Below are 24,601 nucleotides of genomic sequence, written 5' to 3'. Positions count from 1 at the left end.
CTCTCTTATGCCATCTATCCTCCTCGAACGTAGCGACCCAACGCCTTCTTTCACCCATAAACCCACCGATACGCCCATACCCGGCGCACGCCAGTCGGCCTTTGCGGGCAAAGTAGCCCTGATTACCGGCTCCGAATCGGGCATCGGACGGGCTACCGCCTTTGCACTGGGCGAAGCCGGGGCTCGCCTGGTCATTAATGGCTTGTCGGATGAACGACTGGCTCAAACCGAGCGACTTTTACGGGCTGAGGGCTATCCGGTTGTTCGCTGCGTGGCCGATGTGACCCAGTTCGATGCGTGTCAGCGGCTCGTCGACACGGCCATTGATACCTACGGACAACTTGATATTCTGATTACCAACGCCAGTATTTCAATGCGGGCCTACTTTGCCGATATGCAACCCGACGTGTTTCAACGCGTTCTCGACAGCAATGTGTACGGCACGGTGTACCCGCTCAAAGCCGCCCTACCCCACCTGATTGAGTCTCGGGGTAGTGTCACGTTTATCTCGTCGATTTCGGCGCTCAACGGAATGCCAAGCGGATCGGCGTATTGCGCGGGCAAGGCCGCTATTTCGAACCTGGCCCACACGCTCCGTCTCGAACTGGCGCATACGGGCCTGCATATCGGGGTGGTACACTTAGGCTTCACCAAAAACGACACAACCAAACGTGTGCTCGACGCCAACGGGCAGCCCGTACCCATTGCGTACCGGTCTCCGCGCTGGCAAAAAACGCAGGAGCAGGTCGCCCAGCTCATTCTGGGTCACATCCGGCGTCGGCGGCAGCGGACGGTGGTTTCGGGGCTGGGGAAACTCATTGCGTTTGTGCATACCTACCTCCCCCGCCTGGGCGACTGGATTGTGCGGCAGTCGATGCGTCGGTTACGGCATTTTTACGAGTAGGCGTTTTGGAGAGTTTATGGTTTTTAGTTTTTGGTTGGGGTTCGAGCCTACACAACCAAAAACCAAAAACTATAAACCACAAACTCAAAAAACTCCTACTTCCGGGCGGTTTGGGCTTTGCTCAACACCCGGCTGAATAGAATTTCTCCTTTGTAGTCGATGGCCTGTACCAGAAACTGGTCGGCCTGCATTGAAAACGTCATGAACCCGTTAACACCCGCGTAAAACACGTTTTCGGGCGTTTTGTGGGGGAAGTTGCTCAGCTCCGAACCCGCCCCCGACAGAAAATGGTGCGTAGGACCAGCCGGTTTGTTGTACTGCAAGTCGTGATCGTGTCCGCAGAGGTAGAGGTCTACCGCGTACTCGTTCAGGATGGGCTCAATCACCTTCCGAACGGGCCCCGTTACGGCCACCCGTTTGCCGGCCGTGTACACCGGATGATGCCCCACTACCACGCGCCAGCGCACCTCAGGGTCGGAATCGCTCAGGGTTTGGCGCAACCACCGCAGTTGTGCCGTAGTATCCTGCTGACTCAGCGCCGGGGCCAAATCCTCATTTTTGTAGTAACCCGGTTCCAGCCCGTTGGTGTCGATACACACAAACAGAACCTTGCCGCCCCCCGGCAGTTTTTTCTTGAACGAATAATACCGGCCCGGCATCCGCCACCGCCGACTGATGCTCGAATAAGCCACCTGCGCATCGGGGTTGCCGCCGTAATCGTGATTACCCAGCACCGGGTACCAGGGTGCCTGAAGCCACGCATGGGTGTACACCTGCTCGAAACTGCTTTGCCAAAGCGGGTCCTGCGTGCTCATGACGCCACTGGGATAAAAATTGTCGCCGGTCGAGATGATAAAGCTCCCGCTCAGGCCCGCCATAGCCCGCGCCATCTGAAGGGCCACATCGCGCTGCCGGTACTCGCCCTGCCGCCCCCAATCGCCCACCACGGCAAAATGCAGCGCTTTGTCGAGCGTTTGCAGACCCGGAATAACGCCTAACTGGTAGCCAGCCGCCTGTTGGCCTGAATAGTCGGCCGGGCGCTGGGCAAACAGCGAGCCACACAACAGCCCGCTAAGCAAGAAAAATGAGAGAAACCGCATGGTTGGATTGGAAGCTAAAAGGCAAAACTACTACCCGACGGCCGCACAAAGCCAGCCGGGTCTGTTATCATTTTGTGATTTGAAGCGATACGTTGCTCACCCTTTACTAAGACCATAAATCAGCCCATTTTACTGTCCTACTCCACGGGCACCTGTTACCAAATTGTGTATATACCGGTCCGTTCGTTACAAAAAAATAACCCACCGGGCAGTAAGCGTAGGCGTATTTTTGTCGGGCACCGCATACCTGCTTACTTAAGCAAATTCCGAATCTGGCAGCGCAAAATGGGTAAACACTTGATAAACAGCCCTTTTTAGTTTTTAAAATTTCTAAAAAACTAAACCCGCCAATGCTGACCAGTAATTATCTGATTATCAACAGTTTGCTATATATCCACACATCCTCCCTTACGCACACCGCAAAATATTTCAAGTCGAACGAGTCGCCTACCCTTACATAGTATTATTTTATCTTTAAATCGCTCAAAGTTTGAGTAACGAGTACCCCCTCAGGGGCAATTTTGCACTTTAAACGTAGTATCCCGTATGTCTAACTTGTATGGATTCTCTACTCCTCCATGGGCTTCATCCTGGAGAGTACCCCTCTGCGCGTTACTGGCTTTTCCTTTGCTCACCGCGCAGGGAGCCACCGTTCCGCCAGCACGCACAATCGTGCCCAACGGAGCCACCCGTCAGGTGGCCGACATCACGGTCACGGGCCGCGTAGTGGATGCCACCACCAACGAACCCCTCGCCGGGTGTAGCGTATTGCTCAAAGGCACACAGCGCGGTACCACTACCGACGCCAATGGTAATTACAAGCTTGTTGTTCCCGAGGGCTCGGCCGTACTGGTGTTCGGGTTTATCGGGTTTGTATCGCAGGAAGTAACGGTCGGCAACCAGTCGACCATCAACGTATCGCTCAAGGCGTCGGCTTCGGAGCTGAATCAGGTGGTGGTTATCGGTTACGGTAGCGCCACTAAAAAGGATATGACGGGCGCCATTAAGTCGGTCAAAAGCACCGATTTTAACCGGGGTATTGTCAACTCACCGGAGCAGTTGCTGCAAGGCCGGGTAGCCGGTGTGAACGTGACCTCGGCAAGTGGTGAACCGGGCGGCCGGCAAAACATTACGGTACGCGGACCGGGCGGGGTACGCACGGGCAGTACACCTTTGTTTGTGCTCGACGGAATTCCGCTCGACAACTCCAGCACGGGCGGAGCCGGTAACCCGCTCAACTTCCTCAACCCGCAGGATATTGAGTCGATTGATGTCCTGAAAGATGCTTCGGCTACGGCTATCTACGGTGCCCGGGGTGCCAACGGGGTTATTCTGATTACGACTCGCAAAGGCAAGGCTGGCGCGGCCAACCTGACCCTGTCGTCGAACGTCGGCATCTCGAATATTGCCCGCCCGCTGCCCCTCTTCACGGCCGACGAGTTTCGGAAAGAAGTAGCGGCTATTGGTGGGGTTGTCGATGATCAGCGGGCGTCGACCGACTGGCAGCGCGAAATTACCCGAACGGCCATCACGCAGGACCACAACATTGCCTTTAGCGGAGGAGCCGAGCGCCTGTCGTACTACGGTTCGGTAGGGGTGCAGAACCAGGAAGGTATTCTGAAAGGCAGCGGCCTGAAACGCTACACGGGCCGGTTCAACGCGTCGCAGAAGTTCATGGAAGACCGGCTGGTGCTCGATGTAAACCTGACGGCTTCGCAAACGGTCAACGACCGTCCGTCTATCGACGGTCTGATTGGGGCGGCCCTGTCGGCTAACCCCACGTATCCGGCCTACGACCCCACAACTGGTCAACCAGCGCGTTACCAGGCGTTTACCAACCCCCTCATCACGCTGCAACTCCAGAAAGACGCCACCACCATCAACCGGGTAGTCGCGAGTGTGTCGCCTTCGTACAAGATCACCAAAAACCTGACGTACAAGCTGAATCTCGGTGTAGACAACGCCAGCTCGACGCGCGATTTGCAGTCGCTGGCGAGTGCTCTGCCGCAGCAGGACGGCCGTCTGGAAAGCATCTACGGCAACAACCGCAACGTTCTGATTGAGAACTATTTCACATACAACCGCAACTGGGCCAAGCATAGCCTTTCGGCCTTGTTGGGTCACTCGTACCAGCAGTTCGATATTCGGGGCCGCAACTGGAGCATCAACCGATTCCCGGTTTCGCCTATTGAGCCGGGCAACAACCCCGGTTTAGGGCAGGAACTGACCCTGGCCACCAACCGGCCGGGCGGTTTTGCCATCCAGAACGAGCTGCAATCGTTCTTCGGACGGTTGAACTACCAATTTAACGACCGCTACCTGTTTACGGCAACCGTACGGGCCGACGGATCGAGCAAGTTCGGGGCCAACAACAAGTACGGGGTGTTCCCGTCGTTCTCGGCAGGCTGGCGGATTTCGGAAGAAGAGTTCCTCAAGTCGGGGCCCTTCTCTGACCTGAAACTGCGGATGGGCTGGGGTCAAACGGGTAACCAGGAGATTCCGTCGAAGATTACGCAGGCCTTGTTTACCTCAAGCACATCGGCCGCCACGAGCTACCCGCTCGACAACTCGGCCAACTTCCCGGCTGGTACGACCTACACCCGACTCGCTAACCCCGATATTCAGTGGGAGCTGTCGACCCAAACCGACATCGGTCTCGATTTTGGCCTGTTCAACGGTGCTTTGACCGGTACGCTCGATTATTTCCGTAAGGTATCGGGCAAGATTCTGCTCGAAGTGATTCCGGCCGACCCCATTCAGCCCGCATCGACCTACTGGACCAACGTACCCGACATGACCATCACCAACCAAGGTGTTGAAATGGAACTGAACTACCGGTATGTGAGCCAAAGCGGTCTGCGCTTCGATATCGGCGGCAACATGACGTTTATCAAAAACCGGGTCGACAACTCACCCTATACCGTGATTACGTCAGGGTCAGCATCGGGTCCGGGTCTGACGTCGGCCACGGTCAACGGCTACGTAAACGGGCAACCCATTGGTACGTTCTACCTGCGTGAGTACCTCGGCATCGACGAGAAAGGCGTGAACCGTTTCCGGGATGTGGACGGCGACGGTATAGGTGGCACCGACAAAGACCGGATTGCGGCTGGTAGCGCCCTACCCACGCGTCAGTTCAACATCAACGGCAGCGTAGCTTACAAAGGCTTTGACCTGGCGGCTAACTTCAACGGGGTGTCGGGCAACAAACTGTACGACAACACGGCCAACGCATTCTTCTACCGGGCTCGTCTGGTGAAAGGTCTGAACGGCCCGGCCTCGTCGGTAGGCGAAGCAAACGAGTCGATCAACAACGCGGCTCCTGTATCAACGCGCTTCCTGAAAGACGGAGCTTTCTTCCGGCTCAACAACGTAGCCCTGGGCTACAACCTCAGCCCCCGCAGCATCGGTCTCGACCGCTGGGTGTCGAACATTCGGCTGTCGGCTACGGGTCAGAACCTGTTCGTAATCACGAAGTACGACGGCTTTGACCCAGAGGTCAACACCGACCGTACCGTCAACGGCATCGTGTCGTACGGTATCGATTACCTGAGCTATCCCCGCGCGCGGTCGTTTGTGTTTGGGCTCAACGTGACATTTTAGGCAGGAGATCCTTCCATTTAAGACGAAAATCGATCATGAAAAAGATACTCGTAAGCTCGCTCGCCTTGTGCGGCCTGCTCTTTTTGAATAGCTGTACCGACCTGACCGAAAACGTACTCGACGAATCGTCGGTAACGGGCCTGACCGACAAGCAGGCTGCGGATGGCAACCTGGCTCCGGTGTACGCCCGTCTGCCAGATATTTTCCTGCATACCAACTACTTCAACCTACAGGAAATCTCGACCGATGAGGCTATTCTGCCTTACCGGGGTGGCACCGACTGGGGCGACAATGGTATTTATCTGGCTATGCACCAGCATACCTCTACCAGCACCGACCCGAACATCCGTAATACCTGGCAGTTTCTGACCCAGGGCATTTCGCGGGCGCTCACGGCCATCAACACCCTGCCCACCATCAACGACCCAGCCGCCAAGGTCTACATTGCCGAAGCACGGGGGATGCGGGCCTACTACAACATGGTGTTGCTCGACCTGTTTGGGCTGGTCTTTGCCAAAGACGATGCCCAGGGTATTTCGGAGATTCTGCGGGGTGAGAAAGCCCTCGATTATGTTCGGACTGAGTTTCTGGCCGTTGAGCCCGACCTGCTGACCAACGTAGGTCCCGGCCGCCTGACCAAAGGGGCTGTGTGGGGCTTGCTGGCCCGGTTGCACCTGAATGCGGCCGTGTACCGCGATCGCTACGCTACTAACTTTACCTTTAAGCCCGAAGATATGGACAAGGTGGTGGAGTACTGCGACAAGATTATCAACTCAGGGCAGTACCAACTGGCGCGGGATTATTTCTCGATTTTCAACTCCGACAACAACACAAACAAAGAGTTGATTTTCGCCGTCGATCAACGGGCCGAACTGAACGGACATAACCGTCTGGCGTATTTCTCGCTCTCGGGCGATCAGTTTCCGCTGCCCGCCTTCCCGGCCGCTAACGGTACCGATGGCCCGGCTATTACGCCCGACTTTTACCGGACCTGGGTGGATACCTACGCCCCCCGCGACCCGGCAGCCGCCGACCCGCGTTTTTTCAAGCAAAATCTGAACATTCCGGCTGATTCGTGCGTATCGGCCAACGATTTCAACATGAACCGGGGTATCCTGCGTGGGCAGCAGTTTGGCCTGATTCGGGTCAATGGAGCGTTTGTGCGCTGCGGCAACAACTACCGCGTGGGCCGGTTATTCAACGTAACTCGTAACCGCCCAACCACCCCTGTGGTATTTACTGAGCGCGTGGACTTTACCGTGGCCGGTAGCGATTACAGCACCGGTTTTCGGGTGTTGAAGTATGAATTCAGCAAGAAGTCGTCGTCGGGCCGGAACTTGGGCGATGCCGACTTCTCCATTGTCCGTCTGGCCGATGTGTACATGATGCGGGCCGAAGCGAAACTCCGCAAGAGCAACGATGCCGCCGGTGCCCTGGCCGACGTGAATCTGGTACGGGCTTCGCGTACAGCAAGTACGCCCCCGCCCGCCCTCACGTCGATGAACCTGGATTTGCTGTTCCGCGAGCGGGGTTTCGAATTTTACTGGGAGATGCTGCGCCGGACCGACATGATCCGTTTCGGAAAATACGAAGGCACCTGGACCGAGAAATCGAACAACGATCGCCGGAAGCGTATTTTCCCAATTCCGCAAACAGCCATCGATGGTGCTTCGAACCTGCCCGGCTATCTGGTGCAGAATGAGAGTTATTAAGATGGTTTACCACCGGCACCGGCCGCCCGGCCCTCCCCCCCTCCTTGAACTAAGGAGGGGGAATCTTACCAGACTACCAAAGAGCTTAAGGCTACCTGCTCCGTTAGTCAAGTTTGACGTTCTCTCTTTCCCTCCTGTTTTTCAGGAGGGGGTTGGGGCCGGGCGGCCGGTGCCGGTGGTAAAAAGCCCGGTACGGAGCATCTGCTCCGTACCGGGCTTTTTTGGTTATGGCGTTTTCTTACAACACCGTGCTGGTAGCCAACGGGTGGCGAACCGTGCCTTCATCAACCGACACAATGTAGGCTCGACCCCCTTCGCGCTCGATGGCCTCCGCCACCCGACGAGCCGTCGCTAAAGGGTCGTTATCCACCTCGCCCGGCGAAGCGTCGCCCGGCGCATACGCGAACATGCAGCCGCCCCCGCCCGAGCCGTTGATTTTGCCTCCCAACGCACCAGCCGCCAGAGCCGCATCGAGCATCCGGTTGATTTTGGGCGTCGAAATCTGCTGGGCGTCGCGCAGGTTCGCGTGGTGTTCGGTGAGCAGTTGGCCCAGCCGGGTATGATCGAGTGGAGTACCCGCTTGCTCCGACGCCCGAATCAGACCCAGAGCCTGCCGCAGAATATCGCGGTTCGAGAGGGTGCCTTTGAGCAAAATATAATCGTCTTTGGAAAGTACGTCTTTAAACTCGGTCACCTCGGTTAGTTCGGTTGTGTGCAGCGAGAACCCCGGATTCAGCTCGGTCAGTTGTTTGGCAATGCGCAACATACCGTGTTTTACCCGGGCCAGTATCCCGATGGTATCTTTCGGCTCCTGCGAATCGCCCAGTACAAAAGCCCCCAGTGCCGGTTTGTAGGTTTCGAGCCGGATAGCCGGTTGCGATTCAAGGTAGATAACCCCGCCCACGGCCGTTGCGTAATGGTCCATCATACCGCCGGGTTCGCCAAACTCAAGTACCTCGGCCCGGTAGGCCAATTCGGCGAGTTGGCGGGCCGTCAGCTCGCGGGGGTTGTCGGCGAGTTGGGTCAGCACGTTGAGCCACGAAATCAACAGAGCCGACGAACTTGATGTACCCGCGTTGATCGGGATACGGCCGCGCACCTCGCCTGCCAGGCCGTGCCCGAACTGAAAGCCTTCGCGCATGAGCACGTTGATGGCGCTCCGAAAATAGTCGCGGTCGTGCTGATACGACAGGGGAAGCTCAGTGAGGCTAAACACTTCCTGACTGCCGATGTCGGGCAGTTCGAGGTGAACCGTGGGTTGATCGATTCGCTCGGCATTGATTTGAATCCGGCAGGAAATGGCTGCGGCAATCACAGGAAGCCCCAGATAGTCCTGATGTTCGCCGAAAAGGCAAATCCGGCCAGGGGTTGAAACAGAAATAGCTTGGTTATTCATCATACCAGCAAGGTATTTGGCAGCTTCACTACCAGGTAGTTTACGTAGTTCTTGGTTTGTAGTCTCTGGCCTGAGTACTGGACAGCCTGTACAATCGAGCGATTGACGTAGCCAACCGATGTCAATTGAACGCGGATAACACCGATTTAACGAATTCACGCCCATGAGTAGATCCGTGAAAATCGGCTTAATCTGTTACATCCGCGTGCCAATTCTTTTGTATTGCAGTAGGTACCCATACCGACAACTCAGCCCCGGATTCGCTTTTCAAAAGAGCAGACAGACGCCACAATTTACTGTCAGCCCCGTACAGAGTTGAGCACTACCAGCCATCACGGTAGGGCCGACCAATCAATGGTTGGAGCCACCGACCGGGCAGGGCGGGTGAAATCGGAACGCAACGGGGTGTATTGGTCAAAAAAACCACAGTTTCGCAGGAAGAACCGCCCCGACGCGCTCACGCCCCCGGCATAGTCCATCCGAAACGCCTTCCGGGCCGTATTGTCGCCGGTAAACTGAATCTGCGTCAGCTCGTGCCACTGCCCCTCCCGCGTACGCACCCAGGCGTTGCCAAACTCGGCTTCGCGCTGCACATTACCCGTGTTGGGCACAAAATTTTCCAGAAACGAATACAAGGATTTGAGATAGGTGTTGGTTTGGGGTCGCCGGAAACTCGCAATTAGCCGCCAGCTGCTTTCGCCTACCGGCCGGAAATACGCCGTGTACGCCGTGTAGCCATCCGTGCCGGGCTGACCACGCAACAAAAACGCGTAGGTTTGGCCCGCCTGCCAGTTGTATCGTAAAAAACTCTGCCCACCCGACCCCTCGTTGCCAAACTCATTGGTGACTACCTCCGGGCCTTTGCGGTCGAGCCGGATTTTCTGGTTTTCGGGAATCTGCTTCGGGTCGTCGGTCTGAAATGGGCTCCAGACCGAAAACAGAATCCGGCGCTCGGTAGCCGAGTTTACCTGCATCCCGAAGTAGCCTTCGCCAAAGCCATTGGCCATGTAGTACGAGCCAATAACGTCGTTCCCTGTAGGCACGGTGATTTCGTTGTAAAACCACTCAACCGACTGCTCGGCCGGTATAGGGTAGCGCAAGTGCACCGACGGCCCCCGCCGACCCCAGTAAAAAAAGTTACCTTCGTTGTTGCGCACAAAAGCCGTTTGCTCGTCGACCACCTCCCCGCCAATGCCCAAATCGGTCACCTCGGCATAGGTAGCCCCCGTTTTACGCACGCCCTGCAAACTAATTTTCACATAACCTCCGGGCATCGTCACGCCCGGCGTGGACTCGCCCGGCGTGGACTCGCCCGGCGTCTGTCCCTTATCAATGCGCCATTCGCCCAGCCGGTGCTCGGCAAGGGTACTTCCATCAATATCAAATTCTTTCGACTGCGCCCCTACTGTCACCCGAATCCGGCTTTTGCCGGTAGGTACCCGGAGCCGGGCCGAGAGAGTCAGTTTACCGACCTTCCCAAACCGGACGTAAGTGTTCACCACAGCGTCTGCACTCGACCAATTGGCCAGCCCTTCAGCCGAAAGCGTTTCGGACAAATTCGCCCCGCCTGTAATCCAGCTATTACCGCCGAGAGACACACGTACAGCCAGCGTATCGGCTACAGCTTTGGGGGCAGCCTCCGGCGCCTTCGACAGCGTGCAGGTGGAGGTCAGCAACAAACTAACGAGACAGACCCAAACCAACCGGGCCGACGGAATATGAATTTGACTCATGGGAGTGTGTGGCAAAATACCGCTCTAAGCTACGGTTTCCGGCGAAAAAAAGACCACTCACCCAGCGGGACGAGTGGTCTCGGGTATAAAACATCAGGTTACAGGGGATTTTGCTTCAAGTTTTTGTTCAGCACCAATTCCGACTCAGGTACCAGATGTACCACCTGCTTATCGTCGGGGGGCACCGTTTGCTGGCCGGTAGCCGTGTTGTGGTAACCGGGATAGTTGCGAACCAAACTCCGGTTATTGCGGAACAGGTCGTACGGACGGTGCCCTTCAAAGGCCAGCTCGACCCGGCGCTCCTGCAACACAACATCGAGTACGGAGGGTAAGCCCTTCAGGTCGGTGGGTGTGTAGAGATCGGCACCACTCAGGCCCGCCCGACGGCGAATCAGGTTTACGTCGTCAATCGCCTTGGCCGTTTCGCCCAGTTTGGCGTAAGCCTCGGCCCGATTCAGGTATAGTTCGGCCAGACGCAATACAACCGGTGAGCTGAGTGTAGGGAGGCCTGCCTGATTGGAGAATTTCGTAACATACACCTTATCAATACCGTTACGTTTCTCCTGCACGCCCTGCGCCGTCAGCTTCCGAACCAGATACGACCGGCGCTGATCGTTAGGATACTTGTTGACAAGATCCTGAAAGGCCTGCGACGCGTACACCTCGCCCCAGCCCACTCCGCCGGGAGAGGTGTAGTACATAGAACCAATCGAGCTCCAGGTACGGTCGTCTTTAAGCGTGTGCTTGATAGCGAAAATGATCTCTTTGTTCTGCTCGTTCTCCACGGCATAAAAGTCGGGGACCTGTGTCGGGGTAGCCAGAGCAAAACGGCCCTCGGTAATTACCCCATCGGCGTATTTGATGGCGTTGGTGTTATCATTCATGTACAGATACACCCGCGACAGCAGCGCGTTGGCAGCAGCCGGACTCGCGTAGCTGTTGGTCCGGTTCACCGTCATCAGCCGGGCGGCTTTCTGCAATTCGCTTACCACAAACGTGTACACCTCTTTCACAGTAGCCCGGCTGGCGTTGTCATCGGCCTTGGTATCGGTTTTGATAATGATACCAAGGTTTGTTTCGGGGCTTTGGGCATACGGCCGCCCAAATAGGCGTACGAGATCAAAATGCACCATAGCCCGCAGAAACAGGTTCTCGCCCAGAATCTGATCCAGTTCTTTCGAGCTACCTTCTTTTATGGATCCAATCACTTTGTTACAACCTACAATAGCCTGATACCCTTTGCGGTAAATCTGGAGCGCATTGCCTTGATCGGAGGTTCGGCGGTAAGTGTACGTCAGAAACAGGGGGTCAGTAGTAGTACCGCTCAGTGTGACGTTATCACCGGGGTACTCATTCATAATGTACAGGTTTCGGGTATAATCCGAATCCTTGATAAACATGTAGTTACCGTCGGTAGCCGCCCGTAGGCCCTGCGCATTTTGCAGAACAGCATCTTCGGGCAAGCCATTGTAGGGTTTTTTGTCGATGCTACAGGCACTCATCATCACGACCAGTCCTAGCCCTGCCAACCGGGAAAATAAAGCGTTCATACGGGATAGTGGTTAAAAGTTGAGTTGAACACCAAAAACAAACTTCTTGCTGAAGGGATATTTCGTTCCGACTTCACCCGTCTCGGTCACGTCAGGGTCGATCCCCGAAAATTTAGTAACCGTAAACAGGTTGTCGGCCGAGGCCGTCAGGCGTACCCCTTCGAGCCGGGCTCTACGCAGCCATGTTTTGGGCACATCGTAGTTGAGGCTGATGTTCCGCAAGCGGAGGTAATTGCCGCTTTCGAGGAACCGCGACGAAGGGCGCTGTGAGTTTTTATTACCACCGATCACGTATTTGGGGTGCGTGGCCACGTCGCCCGGCTTTTCCCACCGGCTCCAGCCTGGCTGTAAGGCCATCAGGCTGTAGCGGTCATAAGCCCCATCGTTATCGAACAGGTTACGGTCGCCGTTGTAGATCGTTACCCCGGCGGCATAGGTGAAGAAAGCGTTCAGTTCAAAGTTGTTCCAGCTCAGCACCTGCCGTACCCCGCCAAACAATTTTGGGTTAGCGTTGGAGCCGATAAACTGAAGCGTGGCCTCGTTGTAATTGTTAGTGGTCGCCACTGATCCGTCAGCGTTGACTTTCTGCCAGAGGGGGTCGCCTGTGGGGGCATCAACGCCCGCCCACCGACGCATGTACCAGCTATTGAGGGGTTTGTCGAGCGCAAACGGACGCTGCCCGTTGGCTACCAATGTGCGGTCGCCATAAAGCTTAATGAGCCGGTTCTGGTTGAGGCCCGCGTTGAGTTCGGTGCGCCATTTGAGGGCTGTTTTCTGAAGAATATCCGCCGACAACACCACTTCGAGACCCTGATTACGCACCGCCCCAATGTTCTCCGTTATGAAGGCGTATCCACTGGTACCCTGCAAAGGTCGGTTAAACAACAGATTGTTGGTGAGTCGGTTATACAAGTCAACCGTTACCGAAATCCGATTCCAGAGCGTGGCATCAACCCCAAAATTGGCGTTGTTCGACACCTCCCATGATAGGTTTGGATTCTCGATCCGGGTAGGGAAGGCCGAGGGCACACCCGCGTACTGCCCTGTCAGGTTATACAGACCCTGTGCTGCGTAGTCATTGATTCCATCGGCATTACCTGTAGTTCCGTAGCTAAGCCGGAATTTGAGGTTGTTGAGCGTGGCATTGCTACTCAGGAAGGCTTCGTTCGAGGCAATCCAGGTAAGACCCACGGCGTAAAAGTTACCGAAGCGCCGGTTACGCCCGAACTTCGACGATCCATCGCGCCGGAACGAGGTAGTCACCAGGTACTTCTCATTATAGCCGTAGTTGGCCTGCAACAGGTACGATGTGAACGCATTTTCGGTCTTGGTGCCGTTGATACTTTCGGGTTGCGAGGTGGCGTCCAGAATATTCAGGCCGGAGAAAATACCCTTCCCGGTAGCCCCCAGCGACTCGAAGTAGTACCGCTGAAATTCGTAACCCGCCAGCCCGTCGATACTGTGTCCTCCGGCAAAACTCTGCTTGAACTTGAACAGGTTGGAGCTAAGCAGATTGTAATCGCGGCTGCTGTAATCCGAAAGTCGGCCGAGTACATCGGCGGCTGCATTACCGCGCAAATCCTGGCTACTCTCGCTACCGTAGTAGCTGGTCTGCGCCCGGTTGGTGGTCGAAAAAGACAGCCACGGTAGCAGGTCATATTCACCCTTGAACAGTACATCGCCCGCAAAGGTGTTCTCCCGAAACGTGTTGAACTGCTGGTTATAGATAAAGTTAGCGTTGTCGCGTCCGTACCACCGTTTTGCACCGGTTACAGGGTTATACGGCTTTTCGTTGAGGTATGGGCTATCGTAAGGCAGGTAGGTATAGGCTCCGTACAATGCCCCGTTGCTATCGTCGTAGCCACGCGTGTACAGGCCCGAGGTGTTGATGCTCACCCGGAATTTATCGCTTACGTTATGGCTAAAATTGAGCCGACCGCCAAACCGGTCGAGGCCGGTACCTTTCAAAATCCCCTGCTCCTGATAGTAGTTGCCGCTCATGAAAAAGCGGGTCTTTTCGTTCCCACCCGACGCGCTCAACTCAGCCAGGGTGTTGGTGGCGGGCCGAAACGCCAGATCAAACCAGTTGGTGTTGGCGTTGGTTTCGGGCGTAGGCAGATAATCGTTGACATTGGCGGTCGGGCGGTCGCGCTGAAACACCCCTTTTTGCAGGGCGTACAGGTCTGTACCATTGAGCAGGCCAAAATTTCCCAGGCTCAGGTAGCCCATTCCCTTGTTGAGCCGGGCCGACAGTCGGGTTTTACCAGCCGCGCCCCGGCGGGTAGTTACCACAATGACCCCATTCGAAGCCCGCGCCCCGTACAAGGCCGTCGATGCGGCATCTTTCAGTACCGTAATGGTTTCGATATCACTCGGGTTCGGAATCCCCCCAATAACCCCATCTACCACATACAGCGGATTTGAACTCGCCGTGAGTGTACCAATACCACGCACCAGCACTTTGGGAGGGGTGCGCGGGTCGCCCGAACTGTTACCGATAAACACCCCGGCCGCTTTACCCTGAAGCAGTTGCCCCACGTTGTTGGCCGTTACGTCTTTCAAGTCTTTGGCCGTAACCGACTGAGCCGCCCCGGTCAGGTTTTTCTGGGTCGTTGAGGTGTATCCTAACACGACCACTTCGTCGAGCGTGGCCGTCGAGCGGTTTAGCGAGATTTCGACGGTGGTGCGCCCATCAACAGCGACTGTCGTACCCTGAAACCCAATCGAACTGATTTCGAGCACATCAGTAGGCTGAACCCGGATCGAAAACGCCCCTTCGGCGTTGGTAGTAGTGCCGGTGGTAGTGCCGCGTACCACAACGGTTGCCCCCGGCAGTGGCTGACCGGCATCGTCGCGCACAGTTCCGCTCAGACTGAGCGATTGCCCGTAAGCTGTCAGGGTCATTACGACCAACGACAGTACGAGCAGGTAAGCATACATCTTTTTCATATTGGATAGGTTGAAACGTGGACAGAAGCGAAAAGCGCGCACATCAATACACTTCGTTGAGGCCGAAAATGGGCTTGTTGGTTTTCCATTTGCCCCGCGTAAAATCAGGAATCTCGACCGGCTTACTGCCCTTGGCAATACTCTCCTCCGAGAGCGGGCTGATGGCACTCCAGGCAGCCGCGTCGTACACATCAATGGGGGGCGCTACCTGATTTTTGATAGCCTCGATAAATCCGCGCAGCACAAAGAAGTCGATACCGCCGTGACCCGCATTCTGGGCCGTTTGGGCGTGCTGTTTCCAGAGCGGGTGGTCGTATTTTTCTCCATACGGCGCAAACGGCTCCCATTGGTGGGGCTTGGGGCTTATGCCTTCCAGATAAATAGTGTCGCCATCGTCCATCCAGATTCCTTTGGTACCCTGCGCCCGGAACCCAAGCGAGTACGGCCGGGGCGAGTTGGTGTCATGAATAATCACGATGTTTTCGCCGTTGGCACACTCCACCATCGTCGTCACCACGTCGCCCAGTTTGAAATTGACCTTGGCGTTTGGGTGGTTCGGGCCGCCCTTATCAACCACATATTGGTGCAGCCCCCGGCTTTTGGTCGCCATAGAGGTAAGCCGCACAAACTGGTTACCCCGGTTAATATTGAGCCAATGCGCCACCGGCCCAAGGCCATGAGTCGGGTACAGGTCGCCGTTGCGGTCGACGGAGTGCTGGGTACGCCAGCTCGCTTCCGAGTAAGCGTTTTTGCCAAACTCAGCCCCTACGCCATGCCCTTTTCCGTCGTTGAACTTGATGTTGCGCAGATCATGCTCATAACCACAGTGGGTATACGTCATTTCGCCAAACATACCCTGCCGCACCATATTCAGAATGGCCATCACATCGCGCCGGTAGCAGACATTTTCGAGCAACATGCAGTGCGAGCCCGTTTTTTCGTAGGTATTCACCAGATCCCACGATTCTTTGAGCGTCACCGTGGCCGATACCTCCAGCCCGGCATATTTGCCCGCTTTCATGGTAGCCACGGCCATCGGCGTATGCCATTCCCAGGGCGTAGAAATCACCACACCGTCGATATCGTCGCGCTTGAGCATATCGAGGTATGCTTCAGCTCCTTTGGTATAAGCCACGGGAGCCTTCCGGCCAGCCTTTTCAATCATGGCGTTAGAGCGGGCAATGGCGTCGGCCGAGATGTCGCAGAGGGCCGTAATCTCCACATCGGGCCGGTAAAGAGCCTGTTGCAAATGGCTACGCCCACGCAAACCCACCCCAATAAAGCCGAGTCGTACTTTCGACAGGGCCGCGGGTTGAGCCTGGGCTGAGGCCGCCCCGGTCAGGGCGGGCAAAAACGGTACAGCGGCCGTACTGAGGGCGGCCGTACGCAAAAAAGAACGCCGGGAGGTTGTCATGTCTGGTGATGATTGAAGGGAAAACCGCACGCCCTGTTTGGGTCGTGGGGCGGCTAAAACTTTTTGAAAATTACTCCCCTCAATTGGCTCCTGAAAGGTCACATTCGGCCCAAAACTGTTTAATTTGACCCGTACTCCTTGTGCAAACGTTTGCTCTGCCGTGTGCAATCGTTTGCTCAAAACAGGAGATTTTTTTGCGTTTGGGCGCCCAAAACGTATTTTGTGTACGTGGACCAGCCGTTCGATGAAAGAAACCATCACAATTAAGGAGATTGCCCGTCGGTTACACATCTCTCCCTCGACGGTTTCACGGGCGTTGCAGAACAACCCCCGGATCAGCCCAGCCACCCGCGAGGCCGTGCATCAAATGGCGGGTCAGCTCAAGTATTTTCCGAGCACCACGGCCCGCAACCTGCGCCGGGGCAAAACCGGGGTGTTCGCCATGGTGCTCCCCGAAATCCGGGAGAATTTCTTTTCGGAAGTGGTCAATGGCGTCGAAGAACTGGCCTTTGGGCATCAGTACACCGTAGCCCTGTACCAATCGCACGACCTTTTCGAGCGCGAACGGCAGATTTTGTCGGTTCTGGCGGCCAATCAGGTCGATGGCGTGATGCTGTCGGTGGCCAAGGAGTCGCAGCAGTTCGATCATATTCAGAACCTGCTCGACCGCCGGATTCCGGTGGTGCTCTTCGACCGGATTCCGCCCCGAATTGAAACGCATCAGGTAGGTTGCGATATGGAAAAAGGGGCTTACGAAGCCACCAAATGGCTGGCAAGCCGGGGGTTTCGGCGGATTGCCCTGCTCAACGGACCGCACCCTCTGGTGGCGAGCGAAGACCGGTACCGGGGCTACGTACGGGCGTTGCTGGAAGAAAACCTGCCGGTGGAAAACGCACTAATCAAGCGCGTCGACCTGACGCCCGACGATACGGCCCGGCAAATGGCGCAGTTGCTCAGCACCCCGCACCGGCCCGATGCCGTGCTGGCGTTCAACGATTACGTAGCCCTGGATGCCATGCAGGTTTGCCGCAAACAGGGTCTTCAGATCAATGCCGACATCTCGTTTGTGAGTTTTGCAAACCTTCCCCTCACGGCCTACATGGATCACTCGCCCCTGGCATCGGTAGAGCAGCACCCCTATCAGATTGGCCGCACCGCCGTCGAGATTCTGCTGTCGGTCACCGAATCCGGCCCCGACGAGTCGGCCCCCGCTTTCCAGCGCGTTATGCTCGAGCCGGAGTTGGTTGTGCGGGTTGAGTGATGCCCAATCCGTCTGATTATTAAACACCTCAAAGTAAGTACCGGTTAGTACTTCCATCAGACACCCGGCTCCCATCAGGAGCAGGGTGGTCAGTCAACTAATAGCAACGGTATGAATTTGACGAAAAAGGCAAAAGTAGCGGCCCGGCTGGCGTTGGGTGGCTCACTCATTTGGGCCGGCATAAGCCACCTGACCGTGGCCCGGCAAGAGTTTCGGGCGCAGGTTCCCGATTGGGTACCGCTCGATGTCGACGATACAGTGGTGTACTCGGGCCTTGCCGAAATAGCCCTGGGTAGCGCACTCGTGCTGGCCAACCCAACGTACGAACAAACGGTGGGTAAAGTGGCCGCAGGCTTCTTCGCGGCTGTGTTTCCGGGCAATATCTCGCAGTACGTGAACGGGCGCAGCGCCTTCGGCCTCGACACCGACCGGAAACGATTCGCCCGGTTATTTTTCCAGCCTGTGCTAATGTACTGGGCGCTCAAAAGCACCCGGAACCTGTAAAAAAAGCGTCTCCTGTGCGTCAGCCTGTTTTTTCACAAACAAGCTGATCCACAGGAGACCTTCCGCCGGGGCGGCATCTTCGTTAGGCGACCGTTTCGGCAGGCTGGATAACGCCCAGCTCCTGCCCTACTTTGGTAAAGGCAGCCACGGCTTTTTGCAGGTGCTCTGGCTCATGACCGGCCGAAATCTGCACCCGGATCCGGGCTTTGCCCTTCGGTACCACGGGGTAGAAGAACCCAATCACGTAAATACCTTCCTGCAACAACCGGGCGGCAAATTCCTGCGCCAGCGGAGCGTCGTAAAGCATAATGGGAACAATGGGGTGCTCGCCGGGCAGAATATCGAAACCGGCCGCCGTCATAGCCTCGCGGAAATACCGGGTATTGGCTTCGAGCTTATCGCGCAGAGCGGTTGAACCTTCGAGCATATCGAGCACTTTGAGCGATGCCCCTACAATGGTTGGTGCCAGGGTGTTGGAAAACAGATACGGCCGTGACCGCTGACGCAGCAACTCCACAATCTCTTTGCGGGCGGCCGTAAAACCTCCCGACGCGCCACCGAGAGCCTTGCCGTAGGTGCCCGTGATAATGTCGATGCGTCCCAGCACGTTGCGATACTCCGGCGTACCCCGGCCCGTTTTACCGATAAAGCCGCTGGCGTGGCACTCATCTACCATCACCATAGCCCCGTACTGGTCGGCGAGGTCACAGATTTTGTCGAGCTGAGCAATAGTACCGTCCATCGAAAACACACCGTCGGTCACAATCAGCGTCCGGCGAGCCGACGAAGCCGCCTGCAACTGCGCTTCGAGGTCAGCCATATCGTTGTGTTTGTACCGGAACCGCTTGGCCTTGCACAACCGAATCCCGTCGATGATCGATGCGTGGTTCAGTTCGTCGGAGATAATAGCGTCTTCTTCGTTGAGCAGGGGCTCAAACACACCGCCGTTGGCATCAAAAGCAGCCGCGTACAGAATACAGTCTTCGGCTCCGACAAACTCGGCCGTCCGGCGTTCGAGTTCCTTGTGAATGTCCTGCGTGCCGCAGATAAACCGCACCGACGACATACCGAAACCGTGGCTGTCGAGGGTTTTATGGGCTGCTTCGACCACCTCAGGGTGCGACGACAGGCCGAGGTAATTGTTGGCGCAGAAATTGAGCACCTCGCGGCCATCGTGCACGGCAATAACCGACGACTGGGGCGATACAATAATCCGCTCCGACTTGAACAGACCGGCTTCTTTGATACTATCGAGTTCTTGCTGAAGTTGTTCTTTGATGCTTCCGTACATGGTGTTTAAACGGTTGCGACCAGCGGCTGGTAAGCCGGGGTCAGGTTGGTAATCATTTCGTGCGTCATCCGGGGCAAGTCAAACGCGGGTTTCCAGCCCCAGTCCTGCCGGGCCACCGAATCGTCGATGCTCCGGGGCCACGACTCGGCAATGGCCTGCCGAAAATCGGGCTTGTACACGGTCGAAAACTCCGGGAAATACGCCTGAATGGCGGCAGTCAGCTCGGCGGGTGTGAAACTCATACCCGCCAGATTGTACGACGTACGCACGCTGATGCGGTCGGCGGGGGCCTCCATCAGTTCGAGAGTAGCCCGCAGGGCATCGTCCATGTAAATCATGGGCAGGCGGGTGTCTTCGGCCAGAAAGCATTCAAACGGCAGCCCCTGCACAGCCGCGTGGAAAATCGACACGGCATAATCCGTAGTGCCGCCACCCGGCATCGACTGGTAGCTAATGACGCCCGGATACCGCAGCGAGCGCACATCGAGCCCATAACGCTTGTGGTAGTAAAGCGACCAGTTCTCAGCGGCTACCTTGCTGATTCCGTACACCGTAGCGGGGTCGAGCGGGCTGCTTTGGGGCGTCTCGTCTTTGGGCGCGTGCTCGCCAAAGGCCGCAATGGAGCTGGGTACAAATACCTTCCGAACCTGATACTGCCGCGACACTTCGAGCACGTTGAGCAGGGTCTGCATGTTGAGGTTCCAGGCCCAGAGGGGATCACCCTCGCCTTTGGCCGACAACACAGCCGCCAAATGGTAAATCTGCGTGACCCGATACCGGCGTACTATGTCGGTAAGGGCATCGGGTTTTGTGGCATCCAGCACCTCAAACGGGCCCGATTCCACCACCGGGGGGCGCAGGTCGGTAGCCACCACGTGGCCAACACCAAACTGAGCCTGCAACTGCGGGAGCAGGGCCGTTCCGATTTGCCCGTTGGCTCCGATAACTAATACGGTTTCGCGCTGCATAAGACGTTAAGTAAGGGTGTGATGAAGTAAGTTTCGTTGATGAAAACGCAATTCGACAACAGCGTCTATTTACGGAGCAAAGTTATTTTTACAGGGAATAAGTAGTGCGTTTCTGAATAAATCCGTGAATTTTATGGCCATATCAGTTTTAAGCCGTAAGCCTTTCGACAACCCACTCTGTTTTTAAGCCACCTATAGAAAATTTTTCGGCATGGAAACCTTAGACGATACCGACAAGAAACTCCTGCGCCTGTTGCAGCAGGACGCCAAGCTCACCACCAAGGAGCTGGCGTCGCATCTGGGCCTCACACTGTCGCCGGTTTATGAGCGCATCAAACGGCTCGAAACCCTCGGCTACATCAAGCAGTACATTGCCGTGCTCGACAAAAGTCTGCTCGGTCAGCCCATCACCACGTTCTGTCAGGTATCTATGCGCTACCACGACAAAGCGTTTATCGACAAGTTTGAGGAAGAGGTCCAGAAACTGGAAGAAGTGCAGGAATGCTACCACATGGCCGGGCAGGTGGATTTTATGCTCAAGATTCACGTAGCCAGCCTGGCCGAGTACCACGATTTTGTGAAGTACAAGCTCTCCCAGATCGAGAACATCGGCGTACTCAACAGCACGTTTGTGCTTAAAGAAATCAAGCACAACTTAGGGTATCATATTCCGTAGCGGAAGAGCTACTCAACGCGGGGCAAAGACCAGCCCTTCCGGATAGCCACTAACCGAAACAAGGTGATAGTACCCGCCGAGAGAACGAAGTTCAGGTTGGTGTCGAGGCCGAGCGCGAGGCCAGCCAAATACAGAATAGCCCCCGCCAGACAGGGCGTTGCGTACAGTTGCCGGTCGAAAATAAGGGGCAAGTCGTTGACAAGGGTGTCGCGGATCACTCCGCCAAACAGGGCCGAAATGAGACCGAGCAAAATAGCCGCCCACTCGTTTACCCCGTGGGCCAGGGCTTTCTGCATGCCCAGAATCGTGTAGATACCGATGCCGAGGGTGTCAAAAATCAGCAAAGGCCGCCGGAGCATCCCCAGCCACCAGGTACGGCACAAAACGGCAATAAGCACGCTGGCAATAATGACAACCAGGTAGTTCGGGTCGCGAATCCAGGCAATCGGGTGGGCGCCCATGATGATGTCGCGGAGGGTACCACCCCCGATGGCCGTCACGAAACCGACAAAAAATATACTGAACAGGTCGTGGTACATTTTCTTTTGCAGGGCCGATAAAGCGCCGGAAATCGCGAATACGCTTGTACCAATCAGGTCGGTCAGGTACCAAATAGTCATGAATTGGGGGTAGGTTGGTAAACCAGCCGCGAAAGTACGGCATATTTTCGGCGGTTGCGGTGATGGGTTACGCAATCCCTATTCCAGAAAAAAGAGTCACACCCGGCTTTCATAGTCCGATACCATGAAATAATTGTACCTTCAACATTCCTATCGTCTTTTCAACGAGTCATGAACTACGATTTCATCATTGTGGGTGCCGGTTCGGCGGGCTGTGTGTTGGCCAACCGACTTTCGGCCGACCCGTCCGTTTCGGTGCTGCTGCTCGAAGCAGGCGGTCCCGACTCAAAATTCGAAATTCAGATTCCGGCCGCTTACGGCAAACTCCACCGTTCGGCAGTCGATTGGGGGTTCTGGACCGAACCGCAGCAAGCCCTCGACGGACGACGAATTTACCTCCCACGGGGTAAAACCCTGGGCGGGAGCAGCAGTACCAACGCTATGGCCTACGTACGGGGCAACCGCGAAGATTACAACGACTGGGCCCGGCTGGGCAATACTGGCTGGAGTTTCGACGAGGTGCTCCCCTACTTTATACGGTCGGAGCACAACGAACAGGCCGGGCAGCTCGACGCGGGCTATCACGGCACCGGTGGCCCGCTGAACGTTACGTTTGCCCAGACCTTTCGGACGCCGGTAGCCCCCGCGTTTGTACAGGCCTGCGAACAGGCAGGCATTGCGCCCAACCCCGATTACAACGGAGCCAATCAGGCCGGGGCTGGCTTCTTTCAGTTTACCATCAAAGACGGCAAGCGGCACAGCACCGCGAGTGCGTTTCTGAAACCGGTACTGAACCGACCCAATCTGAAGGTCATTACCCACGCCCTCACTCAGCGGGTTATTCTGCAACAGGGCCGGGCCACGGGGGTCGAGTTTATCACCGGCAAAAGCACCACGCAGACGGCCACCGCCCGGCGCGAGGTGATTCTGTCGGCAGGGGCGTTTCAATCACCCCAACTACTCATGCTATCGGGGATTGGGCCTAAAGATGAGCTAAAACGGCACGGTATCGACCCCAAACACGAGCTGCCGGGCGTGGGTCAGAACCTCCAGGACCACTTGTTCACGGCCGTCAGTGCGCTCTCGTCGCAACGCGGTAGCACGAGCAATTTTCACTTGGCTCCTATGCGGCAGGTGCTTGCCCTCACGCGGTATTTTATGGGCCGTAAAGGACCGTTGAGCACCAGTCCGCTCGAAGCCTACGCCTTTACCAACCAGCTCGACCCCACGGGCCGGGTGGACCTGCAACTGCACTTTGCCCCCATTCACCTCGGCGACCAATACAACGTGGATTTGTACGACCAGAACACGTTCCCGCATACCGATGGCTACACGATTCTGCCCACGCTGCTCCGCCCCGAAAGCCGTGGGTACGTGGGTCTGCGCTCGGCCAACATAGCCGACGCTCCCGTGATTCAGCCTAATTTTCTGACCGCCGAAAACGACCGGGCTCTTCTGATGGGCGGTATCCGGCGGTCGTTGGAAATTATGGAGGCTGATGCGTTCGGGCCGTTCCGCCAGCGGATTCAGACGCCCCCCAACCGCTCCGACGAGGGGCTTTGGCATCATATTCTGAACCAGCTCGAAACCGTGTATCACCCGGTCGGCACTTGCAAAATGGGCATTGACGACATGGCCGTGGTCGACCCTCAACTGCGGGTGCAGGGCGTAGAAGGCTTACGCGTGATTGATGCGTCGGTGATGCCTCAGGTGGTGTCGGGCAATACCAATGCGGCCGCCATCATGATTGGCGAAAAAGGGGCCGACCTGGTGCTGGGGCAAACGGCTCAGATTTCGGCCAGCCAGCCCAAATTGCGCTCCACAATCTGAAACACCACTACGTCGGGTTTTTCCTGCTGCACCACGGCCGGGCTGAGGTAACTGCTACGGGCAAAATACGACTCCCGGAAGTACCCCGCCAGCAGGGGCATCATGCTGTGACTGAACGAGTCACCAATAAACAGGAGCTTCGGCGCACGGGGATTCGGGCCCACAAAGCGGGTGCTCGGAAACCCCGTAGCGCGGGGGCCAGTTTCGGTATTAGGCACCTCGGCCGTTTGGCGGGCCGTAATGGCCGGGGCTGTTTTGATCTCGTAAAACACCGGATCGCGGATGTCGTCCTGCAGGGCCATCATCCGAACCAAATCTCCGCTGCCCCCGCGCATTCGGGTGATTTGGTAATCGGCCGGACGCACGGGCAACATCGCTGGAAAATCAGGCGCAATCCGGTTCAGCAACCGGGCCGAGCCCACCAGCGTGCCGTAATCGTTCCAATGGGTATCGGTCTGGTAATACACCACATCCCGCTTTTTGGCCGCCAGCAGGGTGTCGCGCAAATCAATAAACGGCACCTGTCCCTGTTTCTCAATAGTTTGGCGGAGTACATCGAGCCGCGAGGGTGCCTTGTACGCAACGCGGTCGGGCAGAAATTCGGGATAGATACTGTGCGAATCGGGTGCAATGAGTACGTACAGCCGGATACCCTGCGCGGCCAGTTCGGCCTGTCGCCGGAGCAGATGCGTACTGATAAGCCGGGCCGAATCGGCCGAGAGCGGCATAAGACCCCGGTGTTGCTTCACCACATTGTTGTAGCCATCGCCCAGAAAAAACCAGCCCTCTTTGCCCACCACTACTTTTTCGGGCAGGGGCGACCCGCCCAAGCCCCAATACTGCCAGCGGCTGTAGGCATAAAACAAGGCGTTGCGCCACCCGAAATTCTCTTTGTAATACTGATCGAACTGCCGCACAAAGCTGTTGATGTGCGGAAAATGGAAAGCCGGCATCCCACCAGCCCGGCGGTTTTCGGTACTCTCGAACCGGGCCGACAAGCCCAGCAGCTGATCGAGCGTAGGCAGCAGCAACAGCAGTCCAAAGCCAAAAGCGAGTATGCGGAATCGGGGGTTGTTCATAGCGTAAAGCC

17 protein-coding genes are annotated in these 24,601 nt (G+C 56.4%); 7 read left to right on the top strand and 10 right to left on the bottom strand.

The genetic code is table 11. The features are described from left to right. The first annotated feature begins 7 nt into the window (after positions 1-7). A complete protein-coding gene (locus F5984_RS17765) occupies positions 8-904 on the top strand; it encodes an SDR family oxidoreductase (RefSeq protein ID WP_152125573.1) in 897 nt (298 codons plus the stop codon). A gap of 95 nt (positions 905-999) precedes the next feature. Here the strand turns inward: F5984_RS17765 and F5984_RS17760 are convergent, their stop codons facing one another. After that, positions 1,000-2,004, bottom strand: coding sequence for a metallophosphoesterase (locus tag F5984_RS17760; RefSeq protein WP_152125572.1), 1,005 nt, complete (start codon positions 2,002-2,004; stop codon positions 1,000-1,002). 546 nt (positions 2,005-2,550) lie between these two features. Here F5984_RS17760 and F5984_RS17755 point away from each other — a divergent pair. Together F5984_RS17755 and F5984_RS17750 are read left to right on the top strand one after the other, a co-directional pair. Next, complete coding sequence (locus F5984_RS17755) at positions 2,551-5,607, top strand: SusC/RagA family TonB-linked outer membrane protein (RefSeq protein WP_246169103.1); 3,057 nt, start codon at positions 2,551-2,553, stop codon at positions 5,605-5,607. Between the two features lie 35 nt (positions 5,608-5,642). Beyond that, positions 5,643-7,319 (top strand): RagB/SusD family nutrient uptake outer membrane protein, encoded by a 1,677-nt coding sequence (locus F5984_RS17750; RefSeq protein WP_152125571.1) that lies wholly within the window; start codon positions 5,643-5,645, stop codon positions 7,317-7,319. 238 nt (positions 7,320-7,557) lie between these two features. Here the strand turns inward: F5984_RS17750 and F5984_RS17745 are convergent, their stop codons facing one another. The 5 genes from F5984_RS17745 to F5984_RS17725 form a co-directional block, all read right to left on the bottom strand. Continuing rightward, entirely contained in the window at positions 7,558-8,715 is a 1,158-nt protein-coding gene (locus F5984_RS17745) for a mevalonate kinase family protein (protein WP_185155558.1), read from the bottom strand. A 332-nt stretch (positions 8,716-9,047) separates the two neighbouring features. Next, positions 9,048-10,448, bottom strand: coding sequence for a DUF3472 domain-containing protein (locus F5984_RS17740; RefSeq protein ID WP_152125569.1), 1,401 nt, complete (start codon positions 10,446-10,448; stop codon positions 9,048-9,050). Between the two features lie 98 nt (positions 10,449-10,546). Next, a complete protein-coding gene (locus F5984_RS17735) occupies positions 10,547-11,998 on the bottom strand; it encodes a RagB/SusD family nutrient uptake outer membrane protein (RefSeq protein ID WP_152125568.1) in 1,452 nt (483 codons plus the stop codon). 12 nt (positions 11,999-12,010) lie between these two features. Continuing rightward, positions 12,011-14,947, bottom strand: coding sequence for a SusC/RagA family TonB-linked outer membrane protein (locus F5984_RS17730; protein ID WP_152125567.1), 2,937 nt, complete (start codon positions 14,945-14,947; stop codon positions 12,011-12,013). Positions 14,948-14,990: 43 nt separating this feature from the next. Next, positions 14,991-16,361: a Gfo/Idh/MocA family protein gene (locus tag F5984_RS17725; RefSeq protein ID WP_152125566.1), complete on the bottom strand. Its 1,371-nt coding sequence runs from the start codon at positions 16,359-16,361 to the stop codon at positions 14,991-14,993. Between the two features lie 244 nt (positions 16,362-16,605). On the opposite strand from F5984_RS17725, the gene F5984_RS17720 reads away from it, so the two are divergent. Together F5984_RS17720 and F5984_RS17715 are read left to right on the top strand one after the other, a co-directional pair. After that, the gene (locus F5984_RS17720) at positions 16,606-17,622 is read left to right on the top strand and encodes a LacI family DNA-binding transcriptional regulator (protein WP_185155550.1); all 1,017 of its coding nucleotides are present in this window, start codon (positions 16,606-16,608) and stop codon (positions 17,620-17,622) included. 111 nt (positions 17,623-17,733) lie between these two features. After that, the gene (locus F5984_RS17715) at positions 17,734-18,126 is read left to right on the top strand and encodes a DoxX family protein (protein ID WP_152125565.1); all 393 of its coding nucleotides are present in this window, start codon (positions 17,734-17,736) and stop codon (positions 18,124-18,126) included. An 82-nt stretch (positions 18,127-18,208) separates the two neighbouring features. Here the strand turns inward: F5984_RS17715 and kbl are convergent, their stop codons facing one another. After that, the gene (kbl, locus tag F5984_RS17710; RefSeq protein ID WP_152125564.1) at positions 18,209-19,417 is read right to left on the bottom strand and encodes a glycine C-acetyltransferase; all 1,209 of its coding nucleotides are present in this window, start codon (positions 19,415-19,417) and stop codon (positions 18,209-18,211) included. Between the two features lie 5 nt (positions 19,418-19,422). Further along, the gene (locus F5984_RS17705; RefSeq protein WP_152125563.1) at positions 19,423-20,385 is read right to left on the bottom strand and encodes an NAD-dependent epimerase/dehydratase family protein; all 963 of its coding nucleotides are present in this window, start codon (positions 20,383-20,385) and stop codon (positions 19,423-19,425) included. A 211-nt stretch (positions 20,386-20,596) separates the two neighbouring features. Between F5984_RS17705 and F5984_RS17700 the strand changes: the two genes are divergently transcribed. Further along, positions 20,597-21,061 (top strand): Lrp/AsnC family transcriptional regulator, encoded by a 465-nt coding sequence (locus tag F5984_RS17700; RefSeq protein ID WP_152125562.1) that lies wholly within the window; start codon positions 20,597-20,599, stop codon positions 21,059-21,061. Positions 21,062-21,069: 8 nt separating this feature from the next. Here the strand turns inward: F5984_RS17700 and F5984_RS17695 are convergent, their stop codons facing one another. Then, entirely contained in the window at positions 21,070-21,681 is a 612-nt protein-coding gene (locus F5984_RS17695; protein ID WP_019989781.1) for a trimeric intracellular cation channel family protein, read from the bottom strand. A gap of 171 nt (positions 21,682-21,852) precedes the next feature. Here F5984_RS17695 and F5984_RS17690 point away from each other — a divergent pair, with 171 nt between their 5' ends. Further along, a complete protein-coding gene (locus F5984_RS17690) occupies positions 21,853-23,511 on the top strand; it encodes a GMC family oxidoreductase (RefSeq protein WP_152125561.1) in 1,659 nt (552 codons plus the stop codon). Here F5984_RS17690 and F5984_RS17685 read toward each other — a convergent pair. Further along, the gene (locus F5984_RS17685) at positions 23,469-24,590 is read right to left on the bottom strand and encodes an alginate O-acetyltransferase AlgX-related protein (RefSeq protein WP_152125560.1); all 1,122 of its coding nucleotides are present in this window, start codon (positions 24,588-24,590) and stop codon (positions 23,469-23,471) included. The genes F5984_RS17690 and F5984_RS17685 overlap by 43 nt on opposite strands. Positions 24,591-24,601: the final 11 nt, after the last annotated feature.

The organism is Rudanella paleaurantiibacter, assembly GCF_009184635.1.
GTDB classification, from domain to species: domain Bacteria; phylum Bacteroidota; class Bacteroidia; order Cytophagales; family Spirosomataceae; genus Rudanella; species Rudanella paleaurantiibacter.
Note: the sequence above shows the minus strand (reverse complement) of the source record. Positions and strands in the feature narration are given on the sequence as shown.

Bases quoted from the DNA above. Each gene is read 5' to 3' on its own strand.
- F5984_RS17700 (WP_152125562.1), top strand. From the start codon at position 20,597: ATGGAAACCTTAGACGATACCGACAAGAAACTCCTGCGCCTGTTGCAG.
- F5984_RS17690 (WP_152125561.1), top strand. From the start codon at position 21,853: ATGAACTACGATTTCATCATTGTGGGTGCCGGTTCGGCGGGCTGTGTG.
- F5984_RS17755 (WP_246169103.1), top strand. From the start codon at position 2,551: ATGTCTAACTTGTATGGATTCTCTACTCCTCCATGGGCTTCATCCTGG.
- F5984_RS17750 (WP_152125571.1), top strand. From the start codon at position 5,643: ATGAAAAAGATACTCGTAAGCTCGCTCGCCTTGTGCGGCCTGCTCTTT.
- F5984_RS17730 (WP_152125567.1), bottom strand. From the start codon at position 14,947: ATGAAAAAGATGTATGCTTACCTGCTCGTACTGTCGTTGGTCGTAATG.
- F5984_RS17715 (WP_152125565.1), top strand. From the start codon at position 17,734: ATGAATTTGACGAAAAAGGCAAAAGTAGCGGCCCGGCTGGCGTTGGGT.
- F5984_RS17685 (WP_152125560.1), bottom strand. From the start codon at position 24,590: ATGAACAACCCCCGATTCCGCATACTCGCTTTTGGCTTTGGACTGCTG.
- F5984_RS17725 (WP_152125566.1), bottom strand. From the start codon at position 16,361: ATGACAACCTCCCGGCGTTCTTTTTTGCGTACGGCCGCCCTCAGTACG.
- F5984_RS17740 (WP_152125569.1), bottom strand. From the start codon at position 10,448: ATGAGTCAAATTCATATTCCGTCGGCCCGGTTGGTTTGGGTCTGTCTC.
- F5984_RS17735 (WP_152125568.1), bottom strand. From the start codon at position 11,998: ATGAACGCTTTATTTTCCCGGTTGGCAGGGCTAGGACTGGTCGTGATG.
- kbl (WP_152125564.1), bottom strand. From the start codon at position 19,417: ATGTACGGAAGCATCAAAGAACAACTTCAGCAAGAACTCGATAGTATC.
- F5984_RS17745 (WP_185155558.1), bottom strand. From the start codon at position 8,715: ATGAATAACCAAGCTATTTCTGTTTCAACCCCTGGCCGGATTTGCCTT.
- F5984_RS17765 (WP_152125573.1), top strand. From the start codon at position 8: ATGCCATCTATCCTCCTCGAACGTAGCGACCCAACGCCTTCTTTCACC.
- F5984_RS17760 (WP_152125572.1), bottom strand. From the start codon at position 2,004: ATGCGGTTTCTCTCATTTTTCTTGCTTAGCGGGCTGTTGTGTGGCTCG.
- F5984_RS17705 (WP_152125563.1), bottom strand. From the start codon at position 20,385: ATGCAGCGCGAAACCGTATTAGTTATCGGAGCCAACGGGCAAATCGGA.
- F5984_RS17695 (WP_019989781.1), bottom strand. From the start codon at position 21,681: ATGACTATTTGGTACCTGACCGACCTGATTGGTACAAGCGTATTCGCG.
- F5984_RS17720 (WP_185155550.1), top strand. From the start codon at position 16,606: ATGAAAGAAACCATCACAATTAAGGAGATTGCCCGTCGGTTACACATC.